Genomic DNA, 19998 nt, shown 5'->3' with positions numbered 1-19998 from the left:
AAAAGATGGCAAAATATACAATTGTTGACAAAGATACTTGTATCGCATGCGGTGCTTGTGGTGCTGCTGCACCAGACATTTATGACTATGATGATGAAGGTATTGCATTTGTAACATTAGACGATAACCAAGGTATCGTTGAAATTCCAGATGTATTAATTGAAGATATGATGGATGCATTCGAAGGTTGTCCAACTGACTCAATTAAAGTTGCTGACGAATCATTTGATGGCGACTCTTTAAAATTCGAATAGTCTTTTATTAACTTCAAACCCCCCCTCATAAGTATGAGGGGGGGGTTTTGCTCTCTTTTTCATTCTCACTAACAAAAAAACCATTGGCAGCGTAACTGCTAATGGTTTAATATTTTTAAGCATTTTTCATTTTTGCAAATACCCATACTTTCAAGCGTGAAAATAATGCTACAAATACAATTGTTACAACAATTCCTTTAATTACATTAAACGGTAATATCGCCGTTACAATAGTTTGTCGCATAATATCACTAGACATAGCTGGTGAATTTAAAAACCAAGTGTACGCTGGTAAAATAATAAAGTAGTTTAACACACTCATAATAACTGTCATAGTAATTGTGCCTAGCATTAATCCTGTCGTTAAACTTTTTACTGTGCGATACTTTCGGAATAAGAATGCTGCTGGACCAATAAATAAACATCCCGCTATAAAGTTTGCTACTTCTCCTACTGGTACTCCCGTTAAACTTCCTTGAATCCCGTAATGCAAAATATTTTTTATCGCTTCTACAATTACACCTGCAATTGGACTAAAAATTATCGCCGCAATTAAAGCTGGCACATCACTAAAATCAATTTTTAAAAATGGCGGAAGCCCTGGGAATGGAAAATCCAACATCATTAGTAAATACGCAATACTACTTAGCATCGCTACACTCACCATCTGCACTACACTGTTTTTTTGTTTCATCTTTCTCTCTCCTTTTCCATCGATCTTCTCATGGAAAGTGGAAAGGTTCTGCTATGCCTATTTTTTCATAGAACGAAAAAACCCTTTGTGGTTTACACAAAGGGAGAATTTTAAGGCACATCAAACAGACGTTCAAATACTTATCTTTTTTGAACGCTTGAACCTCCATCTTCTCCCATCCAGACTGTACTGTCGGCTTTGGAATCACACCAAATCCTGCCTTAACGGCTCGCGGGCTTAGAACGAAATTATTAACTGTTCATCACCGCCGGTCGGGATTTTCACCCTGCCCCGAAGATAGACCGATATTCTATTTTCCATTTCATTATACAACAACATGATCGTATTGTGAACAAAAAAAGCGTAACTTATTAAAAATAAGTTATTTATTTTATATTATTAAAGAAGCAATCACTATATTTTACAATACAACCCATATTTTTTATAATTCGGTATTTCTCTTATGAATCCCCTAGTCATATGTCGTCAAAAGTGATAAGATGTTGAATTGTTAAGATAAGAACATTTTCTGAGTTATGGAGGAAATGTCATGAAGAAAGATAAAAGACACTCTATTCGAGAAGCAATGAAAAAGAACTTAAGAAAAGAATACTTTTATTTGAAAAAAGAATTACTTTTCTACTGTCCAATTGATCTAGGCACATTCTCAAGAGAGACATACTACGCTACTTTTGACCAAGATGGCATAAGTATTTATCAGTATGATAAAAAAACAGAAAGTAAATTAAAATTGTGTGAGCGTCATCCATGGAAGAGTTGGAATAAGGTAAAAGTTGATCACTATTTAACAACTTCTCAATTTATTTTCCAAGGTGAGCGAAATTGGATTTTATCCCTTTTCCAAAAAGGAAAAGAAGCTCAAAAAATAATTGAAGAACATACATCTTTACAAACGGAAGTTGTTTCCCGTCCGTTTTCCAAGAAACTTCCTGGTTTCCGTTCTGATACACCATTGAATAAATACATCGGTAGCATTTGTTACACTGCACTTATTGCATTTTTATTAAAATGGATGATTCCATTTCAAGCACCACAAATCGCCCTGTATTCTCTTTCAATTGGCTTTATGCTTCTTGGTTTACTTTGTCTTACAATTGGTCTAATCGAACCAACTATCGTACTATTTCGGACAAAAGAAAAAACAAGAACAAAAGTCTTTTACTTATATAGCTACTTAGCTATTTCTGGATTTATATGTGTCTTTATTTTTTGGTAAAAGAAACCGTCCCAAAAGATCTTTTGGGACGGTTTTTCGTTAAGAATAGGTTGCTCTTATTGTCGCATTTTGTTATTAAGTCGATATAATTTCATTTACTATCGCAATCTTAACAAAAAAGCAAATAAATCTATTCAAAAGTTATGCTTTTGGGACGTTTCCTTTACTTAACGTATAGTTGTTGATTCGGATAGATTTGCTCTTGTCGCAATCCATTCCTCACTTTAATTTCCTCAACTGTCATACTAAATTTCCGAGCAATACCAACTAAAGTATCACCTTTTTGTACAATATATAGTGATGATGACACGACTTGATTTTTTTGTTCATTCAAAACAAGCAACGGATTCATCGCATTCCTTTTCTCCATCGTCCATCTCCCTTGATGCACTTCTAAATGTAAATGCGCTCCTCGCGATTCTCCTGTATTCCCTACCTCTCCAATTAGCTCTCCTTTTGAAATGTTATCCCCTTGAACTACATATCTCTTATTTAAATGCGCATAAACAGCCTCATATTCTCCATGTTTAATAAACACAACATTTCCATAACTACTTGAAAAATAAGACTTTGTCACCTTACCATTTTGAATAGCTGCAACAGGCGTTCCAATAGGCGCAGCTATATCAATACCATAGTGTTTCCCATGTCTTGTCCCAAAATAATCACTTATCTGCCCATCAACAGGCCATATCCACTGATTCCCTTCAGCGTAAACATGTAATTGAGATAAAAATAATACACTCAATATCACCACGCCACATTTTAACGCTTTCATATACATCCTCCGTTTTCTAATAACCGTCATACCTTCTCTATTGTGGGATATTACAGAAAAAAGTATACAAAAAAAGAAAGTGTATTACTCCACTTCCTTCTCTTCTTTATTACGAAAAACAAGTGCACTGCGGTTATATTCCACATCTTTCACTTGTAAACGTGCATTTATTACTCTAGCAAGCGCAAATAAATAATCAGATAACCTATTTACATACTTTAGAACAATTTCATTGGTTTCTCCTTCTTTTTGCAATGACACTATACAACGTTCTGCTCTTCGTATAACTGTACGTGCAATGTGTAGTGCAGCCGATACCTCGCTACCGCCTGGTAAAATAAAACGCTCTAACGGCGGCGCTTCTTCTGTATACGAATCAATTCGTCTCTCTAAATACTCGACCATCTCTATCGTTACTTTATAGGGAATTTTCTTCTCTACTATTGCTAAATCCCCTCCACAATCAAATAGTTCATGTTGAATATTTTCAAGTTCGTTATAAATGTTACGAAAATATTCCTCTTGTAATTTAGACATAGCATATCCGATATGAGAATTCGCCTCATCAATTGTGCCATAAGCTTCTACACGTATATGATCTTTATCCACTCGGCCACCTATGACACTCGTTTCCCCTTTATCACCTGTTTTTGTATAAAGTTTCATTTCATTATGGCACCTCTCTTTTTATTTTCATTCTGATTATTAAAGAAAAAAACTCTACCATTCTTTATTTAATTGCACTTACAAAAAAATAAAAAACAGTAGAGCTTATATTCATGATCACCTTTAAAAAACATGCATATCTAAATTATACGATTTGGTAAATATACAGAGAATATAGTTCCTTCTCCAATGACACTTGATACAGAAATCTTCCCGTCATGACCTTGAACAATATTTTTAGCAATCGCAAGCCCGAGTCCAGTTCCAACTTTTTTCCCGCGCGTTCTCGCTTTATCAGCTTTATAGAATCGATCGAACAAGAACGGAATATCTTCTTCTGGAATACCAGCACCTGAATCTTGCACTTCGAAAGTAAGGCCACTATTTTTCGTATTAATTACAAGTGTAACATGTCCACCTGCATTTGTATGACGGATTGCATTATCAATTAAATTCGTCAATACCTGTTCCATACGGTCTGCATCAAACGGATATTGTTCAATTGGACTTTGGAAATCCACTGTTAATTGGACTTCTTTATCCTTTGCAATCCCCTGGAATTTACGGCCAATTTTTTCGACAAATGGGTGAATATCTACTTCACCTATATGTAACTCTACATGCCCACTTTCCATACGGGCTAAATCTAATAGCTCATTTACAAGTTTACCTAAACGAACAGATTCATCATAAATAATTTGAACAAACTCATTAATTTCTTCTTTCGTTTGCACAATATCATCTAAAATTGCTTCACTATATCCTTGAAGCATTACCATCGGTGTACGGAGTTCATGTGATACATTTGCAATAAAGTCTTGACGCATTTTCTCAAGACGACGCTCCTCCGTCATATCTCGCAATACTGCTACAGCTCCGCGAATTTTTGTTTGATTGTAAAGCGGTGTCATAAGAACTACGTAGTTACCTTTTTGCAAATTAATTTCAACAACTTGTTGTTGCTCACTTTCTACAACGAGATGGAATAGTTCAACAAGTTCAGAAGGCAGTTTTTTACTTAACTCCACTTCTTTTTCTTCTTGCCAAACTTGTAAGAAATGCTCTGCCGGTGGGTTGATAACAACGACTTCACCTTCTTGATTTAACGTAATAACACCATCTGCCATACTACTCAAAATGCTAGCTAACTGCTCTTTTTCTTGCTGTAGGGCATTCATATTAAACTTCAACTGTTTCCCCATTTGATTTAAAGCAGTTGCAAGCTCACCAATTTCGTCCTGCGACACCATAGGGGCTTTCGTATCAAATTTCCCGCGCGCTACCTCAAATGCAACCTCACGCATTTTACGAAGCGGTGCCGTAATTCGAGTAGATAAGAAAAATGCAAAGAAAGTTGTTAAAATAATCGCAATCCCGGCTGATAAGAAAATAAAATCAGTCGTTCTCTCCATACCTTGTATTGGAACTTGCAATGATTCATATACAAACACCGCACTTTGATTTTTTGACTGTACTGGTTTCCCGACGATCATAATATCATTTTCAGTGTTCTTATTCTTCCTACTATTAGAAGCTTTTCTAATATTATTCTTAATATCCTTTTTATCTGTAAAAACAGCTGCTAATTCTTTATCATTTTTCAAATCATCTATTGTAAGAGTAACTAATCCTTCTTGTTTCGGCGAAGAAGAAATTTCCTTACCATCTTCTACAATGATAATCCTTGAAAGTGGATCAGAAAATTTGTAAGCAATATCCTCAATCGTTTTTACATCGGCACCTTCTTCAATTAATTCCGTGACACTTGTTGCAACTTTCTGAAGCCTAGCTTCACTCATATCAACATAATACGTTCTAAAAAACTGTGAAAGTAAAATAGCAACAAATCCAAGAACAAACGAAACGAGAAGTAATATGGTCATCCATAACTTCCCTACTACACTTCTCCAAAGCATCAGTCGTTCACAACCTCAAACTTGTAACCAACGCCCCAAACGGTAACAATCATCTTCGCTGCATCTGGTGATTGTTTACTTAACTTTTCACGTAAACGCTTTACATGCGTATCAACTGTACGTAAATCTCCGAAGAACTCATATTGCCATACTTCTTTTAACAATTGCTCACGGTCAAAAACTTTATCCGGAGCTTTCGCTAAGAATAATAGTAATTCATATTCTTTCGGTGTTAAGTTTACTTCATTGCCATCCGCTGTAACACGGTGCGCATCATTATCAATTGTTAAATGAGGGAACACCGTAACATCTTTCGTCGTTGTATCTTGTGTAAAGAATGTCGTTGGTACAGCGCGGCGTAATACCGCTTTCACACGAAGTACTACTTCACGCGGGCTAAACGGTTTTACAATATAATCATCAGTTCCAACTTCAAACCCTTGTACCCTATTTACTTCCTCACCTTTTGCTGTCAGCATAATAATTGGCGTCGCTTTCTTCTCACGAATCCCTTTACACACTTCGATACCATCTTTACCAGGCATCATAATATCCAATAGGATTAAATCATAATCATTTTGTAACGCCATTTCTAAAGCTGTATCACCATTATCCGCTTCTTCAATTGTGTATTGCTCTCTTTCTAAATACATCTTTAATAAACGACGAATACGATCCTCATCGTCTACAATTAAAATTCTTGATTCATTTTCCATTTCTACCCGCTGCGTATTTTTACCACAACGGTTTACACCTACCCTTCTACAATATAATGTTGCACCTATCCTCGTTTAATTAAGCATTTTTTAACGTTCCACTTCCCATATTATGCTTCACAAGAATAATAAAGTTTGTTCATTTTTTTTCCAAAACTATGTATTTTTTTTGAACAGTATATTTGGTCCTCGACATCATTTTACAGAATCAACCACTACTTTGTCATGTTTTTCTCAAAAAAGAAGAAAAATTGACAAAAATAAAATAGGAAAGTGACATACACTCTCCTATTTTATTTCTCTATGCATATGAATGTAAACCCGCGATAATTAAGTTTACTACAATAAAGTTAAACATAATGATTGCAAAACCAATTACTGCAAGCCAGGCGGATTTTTCTCCATGCCATCCTTTAGATAAACGTAAATGCAATACTGCAGCATAAAAGAGCCAAGTAATAAGCGCCCAAACTTCTTTTGGATCCCACCCCCAAAAGCGCGTCCAAGCGATTTGAGCCCAGATCATTGCAAAGATTAACGCTCCTAATGTAAACACTGGGAATCCTATCGCAATAGAACGATATCCGATTTCATCTAATAAATCACTATTCGTATTCTTTACTAACGGCTGAAGTGCAGCTGACACTCGCTTACGTAAAACAAGTCTTAATACAATATAAAGTAGTGTTCCGACTAACACTGACCAAATAACAGTATTTAATTTTTTCGCATTTACAATCGCTGGGACTTCAACTGTTGGCTCTAATTTATTTTCCGTCATTAATTTCCCTTCATGCGGTCCAACTAAAGCAGGGAGATTATACTTCATCTCAACTTGTTGTTCATTTTTATCAATCCATTGAAACTTCGCTTCGTATTTCATACTAGAAAATACCGTTGTTACTCCAATAAATCCAACTGTACAAACAAGTGTGAAAACTACTGTCTCTAACCAAAATGTACGCTTACTTCTTGTTGATTGATCTACATTTTTCAGTAAATACATTACGCCTGTAATAAAACTAATTGCTAATATTGCTTGTCCCGCTGCCGCTGTCGTTACATGAATATGTAGCCAATTACTCTTTAAAGATGGGATAAGCGGCGAAATTTCTCTCGGGAACATACTTGCATAAGCGATTAATAAAAGAGCTACCGGTAAAGCAAATAAACCAATAATACTTACACGATATACAAAGTACATAATGATAAAAGCTCCCACAAGCATCATACCGAAGAAGGTACCAAACTCGAAGAAATTACTAACGGGTGCATGTCCTGATGCAATCCATCTTGTAATAAAATATACTATTTGCGCAATAAATCCTAAAATTGCTATAGTTATACCTATATTTGCCCACTTATGACCTTTTTCTTTAATTGATCCTCCAAAAAATAAAGTTGCAATTAAATATAAGATGAACGCGGCGAACAGAAAATTACTACTTATTTGTACCATATCGTTTCCCCACCTTAACTAATTTTTTTATCATTCATTTTATCGTGTGGTTGTGGAATCGCTGTTCCTTCTAGTACTCTTTCAATATCTTTCTTTAAGCCGAACCAATTTTTATTCGTATGGCCTGCAACCCACCATTCATCATTAACACGTTGTATCCAAATACGGCGATGGTTCCAATACATACCTTGAATCACACCAACCATAAATATAAATCCTCCAATACCGAGAATCCAAAGCGTCAAATCTTTTCTTACTGTAAGAGCTGTTGCATTTTGCATTTCCACACCTGCAAATGACATTTTATATTTATTATTCCCGTCAGGCTCTATGTTTTGCTGAATACCGACGAAACTAACTTCACCATCTGGTGTTTCCGGGGTAAACATTTTAAAGACGAATGCAGGATTATTCGGTAATTTTGTTTTCGTATTCGGCCTTCCGTTCTCATCAAAATAAAAATCAGGAAAATAGCTTAATAGTTCTAGAGAATGCCCATTTCCTAAATCATATTTTTCTGTAGGATTCGCTAAATCTACTTTAATCGGTCCCCACTTTTGATTATTTTCTTTGTTTTGCAAATGGAAAGACATGCTTTTAAATTCACTTTCTTTGTAATCCACTTGATAAACAGCAAATTGATCAAATTTCAGTGGCTCATTCACTCGAATTTCAGCTTCTTTTACCTTTTCTAATTTTGGTTTTTGACCCGCTATATTTTCTCCTACCGCTTTATATAATACAGCATTTGTTTGGAAGTTTTTCGCAATCATTTTATCACCAACACGATCAATTGCTTCATCAAAAACTTCTTTATCCTTACTCTTATCATAAACTTCCTTGATAAACTTTTCGTTTTTCAAATAGTATTGACCATCTGTTCCTGGTATTTCTTTCGTTTCACCGTCACGTAACCAAAGTGCTTCATCTACATACATACTCGGTAAAAAACGTAGCATTGCACCGAATAGAAAGATAATAAGACCAATATGGTTTACATATGGACCCCAACGGGAAAAACGTCCCTTTTCCGCTAAAACGTTCCCGTCTTCCTCTTTCACATTATAATTACGTTTCTTTAAATTAATTTGAACTCGTTCTAAGTCACCTTCATGCGGCGTACCAGTCCCGTTCACTCTCTGTCTTTTTAAAAAACTTGGGTGTCTTTTCACCCCTTGTTTTTTTAAAGCTTTATAAAGAGGAATGACACGGTCTAAACTACATATAACAAGTGAAATACCAATGGAAGCAATTAAAATCATGTACCACCATGATCCATATAAATTATTAAATCCTAATTGATAGTATAATTGTCCTAAAAATCCATACTCGGTCTTATAATATTCAGCTGGTTCGATTCCTGGAGTTATGTACATTTCTTGGGGAAAGATAGTTCCTATTGCCGATGCAGCTAAAGTTATTACAATTAACCATACACCTACTTTTACAGAAGAGAAAAAACTCCAAATTTTATCGACTATCGTTTTTGTATGTGTGAGAGATCTCCGGGCACTCCCCTCATATCTCATATCCAATAATTTCATATTTTCATTACTTTCAAATGGTTTCCCACATGCTTCACAAAAAATGGTTCCTATCGGATTAACATGTCCACATTCACACTTAATTTCTTTCAAAGCTCTCACCGCCCTTTTATCTATATGTACTATTGTATATTCCAGCTTATAGTTACCGCAATACTCAGAATTTTTAAAGCGAAGGCGCTATACGTAAGCACCTCTTATGTAAAGGCTTTCTTAATTATGGAGTAATTTTCTTTAAGTACTCTTCCAATTGTTCCTTCGTTTGCTCACCTATAATTTGCTCTACTACTTTGCCTTCTTTATCAATTAAAAAGGTTGTTGGTAATGGGCCTACTCCATATGTACCTATGATCTTTTGCCCTTTATCAATTGCAACTGGGAATTTCAAATCATATTGTTTCACAAAGTTCTTCACTGCGATATCCGTTTCATCTGCATCTACGGCAATAATTTCAACGCCTTTTTCTTTATATTTCGGATATAACTCATTCATATAAGGCATTTCTTTTTCACAAGGTTTACACCAAGTTCCCCAAAAATTTAAAAATACACCTTTTCCCTTTAAATCTTTTAATTCTATATTCTTTCCTTCTAAATCAGTTACAACAAAGTTAGGTGCTTCTTTTCCAATTTGCATTTTCTCTTTATCAGTAAAAAATCCTTGATATAGCGTAAACCCTACCGCACCGCTTAAAATGAGCAAAATGATAACACGAAATAATAAGCGATTTTTTTTCATATTGTCTCCCCTCTCTTCGACGAGTGATAAATATATGTATTTTTTAATAAATCACCAGCGGAGCATTCCACTGGTGAAAGTTTCACAATATAAATTAGCGAGGCTTTGTAGAAGCCAATGCACGTAATTGTTTCACCTCATGTGGTGTCAATTCTCTTGCATCACCAGGACGCAAGCTACCCACTTCTAAAAAGGCATAACGTTCACGTTTTAGTTTCATTACTTTACAATCTAACGCTTCAAACATGCGGCGTACTTGACGGTTACGTCCTTCATGAATCGTTAATTGTACAATCGCCATCTCTTTACGCTTGTCCCAAGAAATAATTTTCACTTGTGCTGGTGCTGTTTTCCCATCTTCTAATGCAACACCTCGTTCTAACATGCGAATTTTATCACCTGTTAATGGCCCTTTAATTTTCGCAACATACGTTTTTTCAACCTTATATCTCGGATGCATTAATACATTTGCAAATTCACCATCATTTGTCATCAATAATACGCCAGACGTATCATAATCTAAGCGTCCGATTGGGAATAAACGTTGTCTAATTTCAGGGAAAAAGTCTGTTACAACATTTCTTCCTTTATCATCTGATACACTTGAAATTACACCAGTTGGTTTATATAGTAAAAAATAAACAGGTTCTTCTTTTTCAAGAGGGATGTTATTTACTTCCACTTTATCTTGAGGAGTTACTTTTGTTCCTAACTCCTTCACTATTTTTCCATTAACTTTCACTTTCCCTTGCTGAATTAATTCCTCAGCCTTTCTTCTCGATGCAATACCTGCTTGCGCAATCACTTTTTGTAATCGTTCCATCTCTTTTTTTCACCTCAAATTTATCTTACCTTACATTAGAAAGACTTGGCAACCGCCTAAGCTTTATGCCATTTACTTCGCCTATCTTTAACAACATAGCAATGATAATAAACGTATAAAGGCTATACCACGTTTTCACCCTTTATTATTATTTACACTTTTTCATGTTGTCCACGATAAAAGTTCACCATTTTGTCAAAAATACCGCATAAAAAAACCACTATTAAACTACACGTTAATAGTGGTCGTATACGTATTATAAGCGAAATAGCGAAAAAAATGAATAGCATTACCGAAACAATAGGGAAACAAACACAATCGAACAAATAATTCCGATTAAATCTGCAAAAAGTCCCACCTTTAATGCATCTCCCATTTTTCTAATACCGACAGCCCCAAAGTATACTGTTAATATATAAAAAGTCGTATCTGTGCTACCTTGCATCGTTGAAGCTAACCTACCAATAAACGAGTCTGGCCCATATGTAGCGATTAAATCGGTCGTAATACTTAAACCAGCAGATCCCGAAATCGGACGTATAAGTGCAAGTGGAACGATTTCGGCTGGTACATGAATAAAGTCTAACATCGGCTTCATTACCGATATCATCGCATCTAAAGCACCTGATGCCCGGAAAATAGAAATAGATACAAGCATTCCAACCATAAACGGCAAAATGGAAACCGCAATTTGAATCCCTTCTTTTCCGCCCTCAACGAACGATTCATACGTTGGAACTTTCTTTATCGTGCCATACAAAAGGATAAAACCAATTACACAAGGAATTACCCATAATGAAATTGTATTTACAATACTCATTTTTTCCGCCCCTTTCTACTCCTTCTCCGGTAAAAATAGCGGTCAATCCAAATCGCTCCAATCATCGATAACACTTGTGCTATAAATGTTACGCCAACGATTTCAGTAGGGTTTGCTGATTCATAAGTCATTCGAATTGAAATGACAGTAGTCGGAATTAATGTAATTGCTGAAGTATTTAATGCTAGAAACGTCACCATAGAACGACTTGCTGAATCCTTTCCACCATTTAACTCTTTCAGTTGTTCCATTGCTTTAATACCTAAAGGTGTTGCTGCATTACCTAACCCAAAAAAGTTCGCCATCATATTTGATAAAATGAATCCCATTGACGGGTGATCCTTCGGTATTTCTGGAAATAATCTTTTTACTATCGGCATAAAAAGTGATACTAACTTCTTTAACAATCCAGCTTCCTCAGCAATTTTCATTAAACCGAGCCAAAATACTAAAACACTAATAAGTCCAATACAAATCGTTACAGCATCTTTTGACCCTTCAAACACTGCTTTGGTCACTTCTTCCATCGTTCCATTTATCATGGCATACACAATCCCTATAACTGCCATCGCTGCCCATACGAGATTAACCATCTATCCCAACACCTATCATGTAAGAAAAGATTTCTTTTACGTTATTCCAATACATTCCCGTTGTAGCTACTAACTTTCGTTTACTGTAAAACAAATTTCGTTCTCCAACTTTCTCGTTCCCTACATAAATTTCTGTCTTCCCAATCTTTACTCCATCCGTAAGTTTTTCACTTTTATCGAGCTCAACTTTCAATAACACGCTCTTTCTTTCCTCTTCAGTTAAAGGTACAGAAAAACTATTTTTCGTATAAACATGATTGGCATATTTCTTTTCATTTATTTCAGCGAGTGCGCCTTGTCCTAAAACTTTCGCTTGCTTATAGCGTTCAAAGCCTTTATCAAACAAATTCATATGATCATCCCAGTCACTAGAAGCACTCAAAGTTACGACAATTAAATCTAGTCCATCTTTTGAAGCTGTTGTGACAAGCGTCCGTCCTGCTTTCTTCGTAAAACCTGTCTTTCCCCCTGTTGCAAATTCATAATAAGATGTCACAAGCTTATGTTTATTTTTCCACGGATAATCCCAAGAATCTGATTTATACGTTTTTGTTCCAAAAATTTTCTTAAAGGTCTCGTTCCCCATTGCATATTTCGTTAATAATGCCATGTCATAAGCCGACGAATAATGCGATCCATCCCCATCCAAGCCATGCGGGTTTGAGAAATGTGTATCTTTCATTCCGATTTCTTTCGCCTTTTCATTCATTAAATATACGAACCCTTCTATACTCCCTCCCACATTTTCAGCAATTACTTGTGCTGCATCATTACCAGATCTAAGCATTAATCCGTAAACTAAATCTTCTAGCTTCACTTTTTGTCCAGGTTTTAAATAAATTGCCGATCCTTCTACTCGTACCGATTCATTACTAACCGATACTAACTCTTTCATTTTTCCTGATTCAGCAGCTAACAATGCTGTCATAATTTTTGTTATACTAGCAATTTTTTGTGGCTCATGTTCTAATTTTCCATATAGCACACGACCGGATTGTTGTTCCATTAAGACTGCGTTACGAGCACTGACACCACCGTTCATTTTTGCATATGCAGGAATCGGCATAACGCTTGCGTACATTATAATTAGCGTAATTATTATACAAATCCGTCTCATATTTCCCCCCCACGTCCTTTTGGCACTTTTTGTACAAGTTTATGCTTGGCCTTTTAAAATATGAACGAAATCTTCCTTCCACCTCCACTAAAAAAGACGCATGGGATATGCGTCTAATACGGTGTCCATTCAATTTGCTTCGCACTTTCAAATCTCTTTTCTACATCTGGCCAATTTACAACATTCCACCAATTTTTAATATATTCATCTTTTCGATTTTGATATTGTAAATAATACGCATGTTCCCATACATCCAGTACAAGGAGTGGTATCGTATCCCACTGTGTAAACAATTGATGAAGCGTGCTTTGCAAAATTTCTAACCTTCCTGAACGGGGTACCCATACAAGAATCGCCCATCCTGAACCTTCCACTTTAGAAGCTGCTTCTGTGAAATGCTTTTGAAAACGTAAAAAACTTCCGAAATCTTGCTCAATTTGTTGTGAAAAAGCCCCTCTCGGACTTCCACCACCATCTTTTTTCATGTTATTCCAAAATATCGTGTGTAAGTAATGACCTGATCCATGAAAAGCCGCTTCTCTTTCCCAATGCTTAATTAAATCAAATTGATTTGTTTTTCTCGCTTCTTCCATCATCTTCTCTGCTTTATTTAATCCTTCCACGTAACTACGATGGTGTTTATCATGGTGTAACATCATAATTTCTCGTGAAATGTACGGTTCTAGCGCATTATATGGATAAGGTAATGGCGGAAGGGTATGCCCCCCAATCGGAACAGCTCGTTCGCTATCCCCTCTTTCACATAGTTCATATTCCTCTCCTTCTTGCATAAATACTTCCTGTAAATGGTGTTGAATATGTTCTACATCATCACTTATTTCATACATAAACTCGGCATCTGTGTCGTATTCATGCTCTTTCATACGCTCTAATAACGTTTGAATTTTATAAGCAAGCATATGGACATCATACACTTCCATTGCACGGCTATCTAATACTTGAAGAACACTTTCACACCAGCTTTCTACTTCATGAAAGTAATCTGTAAATACACCTTGCTGACTCATGTCACACCTCCTTGATGCTATCCACTTTAACTATATTCAATTAAAATCCCTTATATAACTGGACAAAAGGAAAAGAAGCTAAGTGTCCTTAGCTTCTTTTCCTTAATTAATATTTGTGCAACATTTTTGTTTGGTAATCTGTCTCATAATATTCTAGTTCTTCACGCATCAATTGAAATTTCCCTTCTAACTCCTTCATCACTCGTTCTATAGATCCAGGAGGGATTTGCTGAAAAACAATAGAATTTTTCCCTGTATAAGCAGAACGACTATTTTCATACCAATGATCATTCTTTGGCGAAAAAAACTCTGCAATTACTTGATGATAAATCTTATATAAAACTTTTTCAGCTGCGGTCTTTCGAAATGGTTGGCCATTCAACAAAACAAAACATGCATCAAGTCCTTCTTCACAAAAAACAAGAAGTCTTCTTATTGATGCTAATATACCTTTATAATATTGCTCGTTTCCTGTTGGTGTCTCCTCCAATAAAGAAGGTAACGTATGATAATTCACATAATTAGTTATCAAGGAAATTACATCTTCTAAAAATATAGAAACTTGTTCTGTTTGATTTTCAACCATCAAATTAGACATGGCTTCTCTCTCCTTTGCCGTTTTACGCTATTTCTACTCTTTTATTTTTATGTAATTCAGCTAATATTTCTTGTACTTTCACCACTGTTCCCTCGTCAAAGTATCGTTGAAAGTCTGTTACTTCATTGAGATACAAGCGTTTCTGCGCACGTAGCTCTTTATTGTTCACTAAACAAGCAATCGCTACAATATCTCGTAAATATACGTCTTGTTCTTCTACTTTATAAACTGGATTTCCTTCAAAAGGGATAATTTCTTGTAAAATTTCTTCAAAATATCGAACATATAAGACAGAAAAGGTTTTCTCTTGATTATTTAATATATATGTCACTTCAGATCTATTGAAAAAATCTTCTGATGTATTCGGTTTTGCTTTTTCTAACTCATATCCTGCATAACCTATTATAATCATCTACTTCCCCTCTCTTCCTTCTTTCATCTTATTTTAACTTAATTTTCTGATAAACGAAATATTCTTTTAAATATAACCTATATAAAAAATAGCTTCCCTATACAGGAATTTACCTTTTTATTTTTCTTGAAGTTTGTCATAATAATATTATTGTCTCAGTTTTCTTACACAAGGAGAGTTGTATTTATGTCGTTTTCATGGAAACGTTTCTTACAAATCGGGAAAATAATCTTCCCATTTGTTGTCTTAACAATTGTTTTCTTTCAAGCTAAAAAAGAATTAGCAGGCATTTCTTTTTTAGAAGCAATTGAAACAATTAAAAACATTCCAACTGGTGGGGTATTTTTAGCGATTACACTCGGTGCATTTGCCGTTTCAACAATGTTCTTTTATGACTTTGTTATGCTTCGTTACTTAAAAGCAGATATACCTGTACAAAAGATTTTCCGCATCTCATGGATTGCAAACACTTTAAATGGATTTATCGGTTTTGGTGGTCTTGTTGGTGCCGGTGTACGTACAATGCTCTATCGTCCACATATAAAAGAGAATGGGAAACTTATTAAAAGCATTGCTTGGATGACAACCGCTTTTATTAACGGATTAGCCATTCTGTCATTCCTCGGCCTTATTGGGATATTAGACACTAGTTTTATTCTGCACGAAAAACCGTGGTTATGGCCTGTTCTTATCTTCTTTGCTCTTTTCGTTCCTATATATATTGGGTTTTCTAAAATTAAAAATAGAAAAACAAAACAGCTAGACGGACAAGAGACTGAAGAAGAAGAGAAAAATCCAACTGTTTTATATTCATTAGTTTCATTAGTCGAGTGGGTATCTGCTGGTATCGTTATGTACGTCATTTTAATATTGTTTGGAATTGATATCGAATTTCAAAAGTTTTTAGGTGTTTATGTAATTGCTGCTTTAGCTGGTGTCGTAAGTCTTGTCCCTGGTGGCCTTGGTTCATTTGATCTTGTTTTCTTAACCGGACTAGGACAATACGGAGTTGATACAGGCGTATTACTACCCGCTATGTTATTATATCGACTTGTCTATTACATCTTACCATTCTGCCTTGGTCTCATTTTTGCAGCATTTGAAATGACAGGAGCGGCCATAAAAAAAATTGAAGATAAACCATTTATTGCACCTGCATTAGAAACAACTGGTGTAATTTGGACTTTACAACGTGATTTTTTAGGGAAATTAGGTTCATGGGCATCCGCCGCTTTAACCGTATTCGCTGGCTTAATGGTTATTCTATCAACAATTTTACCGACTAGTATAAATCGAGCTCACGCCTTACATATTTTAGCTCCAAAGCACCTTATTCAATTTTCTTTTAGCTTATCATTAACATTCGGTATTCTCCTCCTGATTCTTTCGCGAGGCATATATTATGGAACAAAGCGTTCTTACTATATGACGATTGTTTCTTTAATTGGAGCAGCAATTTTTAATACCCTAAAAGGAATTGATATTGAAGAAACCTTTATTTTATTAATCGTACTTGCTGTGTTGTATATGCTTCGTAAAAGATTTGTACGCGAGAAAATGGAAGTCTCTCTTTCTGACATCGTAAAAGTGTTTATCTTCTTATTACTTACGTTATATTTATATAAAAACTTAGGTATTTTATTTGCGGGTGCAAAAGAAGCGTTCCAACCTGATTTTGTCGTTCGAAATATTACACAAGTTAAACGAAGTGCATTAGCAGCAGCCTTTTTCGTTCCTACTTTTTTACTTATCGGTTCACTAATTGCCAATCGTTACCGTAGTCAATTTCCCGGGCAACCAGCAAATGATAAAAGGTTAGAAAACTTCTTAGATGAACATGGTGGGAACGTACTTAGTCATTTAGGTTTTTTAGGAGATAAACAGTTCTTCTTCAGTAGTGACGGAAAAGCACTTCTTCTCTTTTCAATTACTGGAAAACGTCTTGTTGTACTAGGTGATCCAATTGGTGATCCATCCTCCTACCGCACTGTGTTACAAGAATTTTTAGCTGAAGCTGATCGATTTGGGTATATTTGCGTATTCTATCAAATTGAAAGCAAATGGATGAGCTTATACCACGATTTCGGCTACAACTTCTTTAAACTTGGCGAAGAGGCTGTCGTTGATTTAAATACCTTTACAATAACAGGAAAAAAACGTGCTGGTATGCGAGCTACTTTCAACCGTTTTGAACGAGAAGGTTATACATTCTCTATTCATGAGCCACCATTCTCAGACGAATTATACAAGGAATTAAAGAAAGTGTCTGATGCTTGGCTCGGCGGAAAAAAAGAGAAAGGATTTTCACTTGGGTACTTCGATCGTGAGTATATTAGTCGTGCCCCTATCGCTACATTATCTGATGCAGAGGGAAAAATCATTGCATTCACAACCTTTATGCCAGTATATCAAAGTGGCATATTATCTGTTGATTTAATGCGTTATTATCCAGATGCCCCTAGCGGAATTATGGATGCAATTTTTATCCACTTATTCCACTGGGCAAAAGAAAATGAATACCATTCCTTTAATATTGGTATGGCACCACTCTCAAATGTCGGTTTATCAACGCAATCGTTCTGGTCTGAACGAGTTGCTGCTGCAATATTTAATAACGTTCGTTACACATATAGCTTCAGCGGTTTACGACATTTCAAAGAAAAATACAAACCTGCATGGAGTGGAAAATATTTAGCATTTCGAAAGAATCATTCTTTACCAATTACAATGCTCTCTGTAACAAAATTAATAGGAAAACGAAAAAACAGCTAAGTACTTAGCTGTTTTTTCGTTTTTGCACTTGTATACTAAACTCCTTTTCATACTTCTTACCATTTATATAGAAATCCCCCCATATTTTATATGTTCCTTCTTCTGGAAATGTAATACGATATTGTAATTGTTCATCCGTATCAACAGGAATGGCATATAAAAAATGTTTCCTCGTTTCATCAACGATATATAGAGTGTTGACTTCACCTCTCCCTGAATTTAATTTCAGCTTTTCTCCCTTTTTCGCTTGAAACTGAAATGTTAATGTCGTTGCCTCATTCGGATGTAATGCACCAAATAAAAGAGACACTTGATGCTCTCCTATATTTTTTGTAAGTACAGTATCGACAGGTAGTTTCTTTTTATTCTTGTCCTTGTTTTTCTCCTTTTTTTCTTCACCAAAATCTTTCTTAGAAAATGATTCCACGGACTTGTTTTCATCTTCATACAAAAATATCGTGTACTCTTCACCTTTTGCTACATCTGAAGATAGCTTATACGATCCATTTCCAGCAAATATAGGCTTCGTTTGTTGTATGTTTTTCAAATTCCCATCCACTATCACTGCTCGAATTTGATCGTTCACACCACGAACTTCATTATTCATTTTATTTAGCAATTGAAACGAAATATCGACTTTTTCATTTCCCTTTTTATTCTTCACATCCCATTTCACTTCTTGAACATCTCCGGTCGTTTCTACAGTTTCTTGATATTTTTTTATGTAAAATCCTCCTGCCACAATAAGTACTAGTGCAATAAGCCCAATGACAAGATTTTTCAAAATATCACCTACCATTTTTATTGTCTTTATCCATGCAAAACCTCTTAAATATATATTCTAGATTATGATTTATGAAATCCTCCTCTTTTGCACATATTACAAATAAAAAAGATTTTAATTGAAAGGAGTCGTAGTGTATAATGCAAATGATATTGATTTCTATCAATACATTATAAGGAGGATTTTTCATGAGTGTACATATTGAAGCAAAACAAGGCGAAATTGCTGAATCTATTCTATTACCTGGTGATCCATTACGTGCAAAATATATTGCTGAAACATTTTTAGAGGATGTTACTTGTTATAACAACGTGCGTGGCATGTTAGGTTTCACTGGAACTTATAAAGGAAAGCGTGTATCTGTTCAAGGTACAGGTATGGGTGTTCCTTCTATTTCTATTTATGTAAACGAATTAATTCAAAGCTACGGAGTGAAAAATTTAATTCGTGTTGGGACATGTGGTGCAATTCAAAAAGATGTTAAGGTACGTGACATTATTATTGCGATGACGGCTTGTACAGATTCTAATATGAACCGCTTAACATTCCCAGGTTTTGATTTTGCTCCTGCTGCAAACTTTGATCTTTTAAAGAAAGCTTACGATGCTGGAACAGAAAAAGGATTACACGTTCGTGTTGGTAACGTATTAACAGCAGATGTATTTTATCGTGAGAGCATGGACATGGTTAAAAAACTTGGAGATTACGGTGTATTAGCAGTAGAGATGGAAACGACTGCTCTTTACACATTAGCAGCTAAATATGGTGTAAATGCATTATCTGTATTAACAGTAAGCGACCATATCTTCACTGGTGAAGAAACAACATCTGAAGAGCGTCAAACTACATTTAACGAAATGATTGAAATCGCTTTAGATGCAGCAATTCAGCAATAGCACACTAAAGAACTTGTCATACGTCTGGCGAGTTCTTTTTTATGCTACAATACTTCGACAGTCACTGCACCTTCTCTTTATGTGACTTTCTATAAAAAACTACTTTAGAGAGAGACAGATTTATCCCCTCTACTTTTTTGTAACCTTTGTTA

The 19998-nt window shown here is 35.4% G+C and carries 20 protein-coding genes and 1 riboswitch; of the genes, 4 read left to right on the top strand and 16 right to left on the bottom strand.

Annotation, left to right across the window (positions count from 1 at the left end; genetic code table 11):
* Nucleotides 1-5 precede the first annotated feature (5 nt).
* On the top strand, nucleotides 6-254 hold the full coding sequence (locus tag NSQ47_RS02330) for a ferredoxin (RefSeq protein WP_001151994.1): 249 nt from the start codon (nucleotides 6-8) through the stop codon (nucleotides 252-254).
* 115 nt (nucleotides 255-369) lie between these two features.
* On the opposite strand, the gene NSQ47_RS02325 is transcribed toward NSQ47_RS02330, so the two are convergent.
* On the bottom strand, nucleotides 370-948 hold the full coding sequence (locus NSQ47_RS02325; RefSeq protein ID WP_002011769.1) for an ECF transporter S component: 579 nt from the start codon (nucleotides 946-948) through the stop codon (nucleotides 370-372).
* A gap of 163 nt (nucleotides 949-1111) precedes the next feature.
* Nucleotides 1112-1251: riboswitch (FMN riboswitch) on the bottom strand.
* A gap of 247 nt (nucleotides 1252-1498) precedes the next feature.
* Here NSQ47_RS02325 and NSQ47_RS02320 point away from each other — a divergent pair.
* Nucleotides 1499-2185 carry a hypothetical protein gene (locus NSQ47_RS02320; protein ID WP_002149409.1) on the top strand — a complete coding sequence of 229 codons (687 nt, stop codon included), beginning with the start codon at nucleotides 1499-1501 and terminating at the stop codon, nucleotides 2183-2185.
* Nucleotides 2186-2348: 163 nt separating this feature from the next.
* Here NSQ47_RS02320 and NSQ47_RS02315 read toward each other — a convergent pair whose 3' ends face one another.
* The 14 genes from NSQ47_RS02315 to NSQ47_RS02250 all read right to left on the bottom strand — a co-directional run bounded on the left by NSQ47_RS02315 (nucleotide 2349) and on the right by NSQ47_RS02250 (nucleotide 15394).
* Entirely contained in the window at nucleotides 2349-2963 is a 615-nt protein-coding gene (locus NSQ47_RS02315) for a peptidoglycan DD-metalloendopeptidase family protein (RefSeq protein WP_002141020.1), read from the bottom strand.
* Between the two features lie 84 nt (nucleotides 2964-3047).
* Nucleotides 3048-3629, bottom strand: coding sequence for a cob(I)yrinic acid a,c-diamide adenosyltransferase (locus NSQ47_RS02310; RefSeq protein WP_341035992.1), 582 nt, complete (start codon nucleotides 3627-3629; stop codon nucleotides 3048-3050).
* Nucleotides 3630-3769: 140 nt separating this feature from the next.
* On the bottom strand, nucleotides 3770-5545 hold the full coding sequence (gene resE / locus NSQ47_RS02305) for a sensor histidine kinase ResE (protein ID WP_087947258.1): 1776 nt from the start codon (nucleotides 5543-5545) through the stop codon (nucleotides 3770-3772).
* Nucleotides 5545-6261: a DNA-binding response regulator ResD gene (gene resD, locus NSQ47_RS02300; protein WP_002158614.1), complete on the bottom strand. Its 717-nt coding sequence runs from the start codon at nucleotides 6259-6261 to the stop codon at nucleotides 5545-5547. The genes resE and resD overlap by 1 nt, the downstream gene beginning before the upstream one ends.
* 301 nt (nucleotides 6262-6562) lie before the next feature.
* Nucleotides 6563-7720 carry a cytochrome c biogenesis protein ResC gene (gene resC, locus NSQ47_RS02295; protein ID WP_002158615.1) on the bottom strand — a complete coding sequence of 386 codons (1158 nt, stop codon included), beginning with the start codon at nucleotides 7718-7720 and terminating at the stop codon, nucleotides 6563-6565.
* A gap of 14 nt (nucleotides 7721-7734) precedes the next feature.
* Entirely contained in the window at nucleotides 7735-9357 is a 1623-nt protein-coding gene (resB, locus tag NSQ47_RS02290) for a cytochrome c biogenesis protein ResB (RefSeq protein WP_002158616.1), read from the bottom strand.
* A gap of 124 nt (nucleotides 9358-9481) precedes the next feature.
* Nucleotides 9482-10003 carry a thiol-disulfide oxidoreductase ResA gene (gene resA, locus NSQ47_RS02285; protein ID WP_341035989.1) on the bottom strand — a complete coding sequence of 174 codons (522 nt, stop codon included), beginning with the start codon at nucleotides 10001-10003 and terminating at the stop codon, nucleotides 9482-9484.
* Between the two features lie 94 nt (nucleotides 10004-10097).
* Nucleotides 10098-10826 (bottom strand): 23S rRNA pseudouridine(2605) synthase RluB, encoded by a 729-nt coding sequence (gene rluB, locus NSQ47_RS02280; protein ID WP_002064494.1) that lies wholly within the window; start codon nucleotides 10824-10826, stop codon nucleotides 10098-10100.
* Nucleotides 10827-11115: 289 nt separating this feature from the next.
* Nucleotides 11116-11646 (bottom strand): spore maturation protein SpmB, encoded by a 531-nt coding sequence (gene spmB, locus NSQ47_RS02275; RefSeq protein WP_002086660.1) that lies wholly within the window; start codon nucleotides 11644-11646, stop codon nucleotides 11116-11118.
* Nucleotides 11643-12239 (bottom strand): spore maturation protein SpmA, encoded by a 597-nt coding sequence (gene spmA / locus NSQ47_RS02270; protein ID WP_002086662.1) that lies wholly within the window; start codon nucleotides 12237-12239, stop codon nucleotides 11643-11645. The genes spmB and spmA overlap by 4 nt, the downstream gene beginning before the upstream one ends.
* A complete protein-coding gene (locus NSQ47_RS02265) occupies nucleotides 12232-13356 on the bottom strand; it encodes a D-alanyl-D-alanine carboxypeptidase family protein (protein ID WP_341035987.1) in 1125 nt (374 codons plus the stop codon). The genes spmA and NSQ47_RS02265 overlap by 8 nt, the downstream gene beginning before the upstream one ends.
* Nucleotides 13357-13469: 113 nt before the next feature.
* Nucleotides 13470-14384 carry a superoxide dismutase gene (locus NSQ47_RS02260; RefSeq protein WP_002030730.1) on the bottom strand — a complete coding sequence of 305 codons (915 nt, stop codon included), beginning with the start codon at nucleotides 14382-14384 and terminating at the stop codon, nucleotides 13470-13472.
* A 106-nt stretch (nucleotides 14385-14490) separates the two neighbouring features.
* The gene (locus NSQ47_RS02255; RefSeq protein WP_002158618.1) at nucleotides 14491-14982 is read right to left on the bottom strand and encodes a YpuI family protein; all 492 of its coding nucleotides are present in this window, start codon (nucleotides 14980-14982) and stop codon (nucleotides 14491-14493) included.
* Nucleotides 14983-15004: 22 nt separating this feature from the next.
* Nucleotides 15005-15394: a hypothetical protein gene (locus NSQ47_RS02250; protein ID WP_002158619.1), complete on the bottom strand. Its 390-nt coding sequence runs from the start codon at nucleotides 15392-15394 to the stop codon at nucleotides 15005-15007.
* A gap of 186 nt (nucleotides 15395-15580) precedes the next feature.
* Between NSQ47_RS02250 and mprF the strand changes: the two genes are divergently transcribed.
* Nucleotides 15581-18166: a bifunctional lysylphosphatidylglycerol flippase/synthetase MprF gene (gene mprF / locus NSQ47_RS02245; RefSeq protein ID WP_002202630.1), complete on the top strand. Its 2586-nt coding sequence runs from the start codon at nucleotides 15581-15583 to the stop codon at nucleotides 18164-18166.
* A gap of 4 nt (nucleotides 18167-18170) precedes the next feature.
* Here the strand turns inward: mprF and NSQ47_RS02240 are convergent, their stop codons facing one another.
* Nucleotides 18171-18965 carry a hypothetical protein gene (locus NSQ47_RS02240; RefSeq protein WP_016100369.1) on the bottom strand — a complete coding sequence of 265 codons (795 nt, stop codon included), beginning with the start codon at nucleotides 18963-18965 and terminating at the stop codon, nucleotides 18171-18173.
* Nucleotides 18966-19138: 173 nt separating this feature from the next.
* Between NSQ47_RS02240 and deoD the strand changes: the two genes are divergently transcribed.
* Nucleotides 19139-19846 (top strand): purine-nucleoside phosphorylase, encoded by a 708-nt coding sequence (gene deoD / locus NSQ47_RS02235; RefSeq protein ID WP_002158622.1) that lies wholly within the window; start codon nucleotides 19139-19141, stop codon nucleotides 19844-19846.
* Nucleotides 19847-19998 lie beyond the last annotated feature (152 nt).

The sequence above is a fragment of the Bacillus sp. FSL R10-2780 genome, assembly GCF_038006125.1.
Taxonomy (GTDB): domain Bacteria; phylum Bacillota; class Bacilli; order Bacillales; family Bacillaceae_G; genus Bacillus_A; species Bacillus_A cereus_U.
Note: the sequence above shows the minus strand (reverse complement) of the source record. Positions and strands in the feature narration are given on the sequence as shown.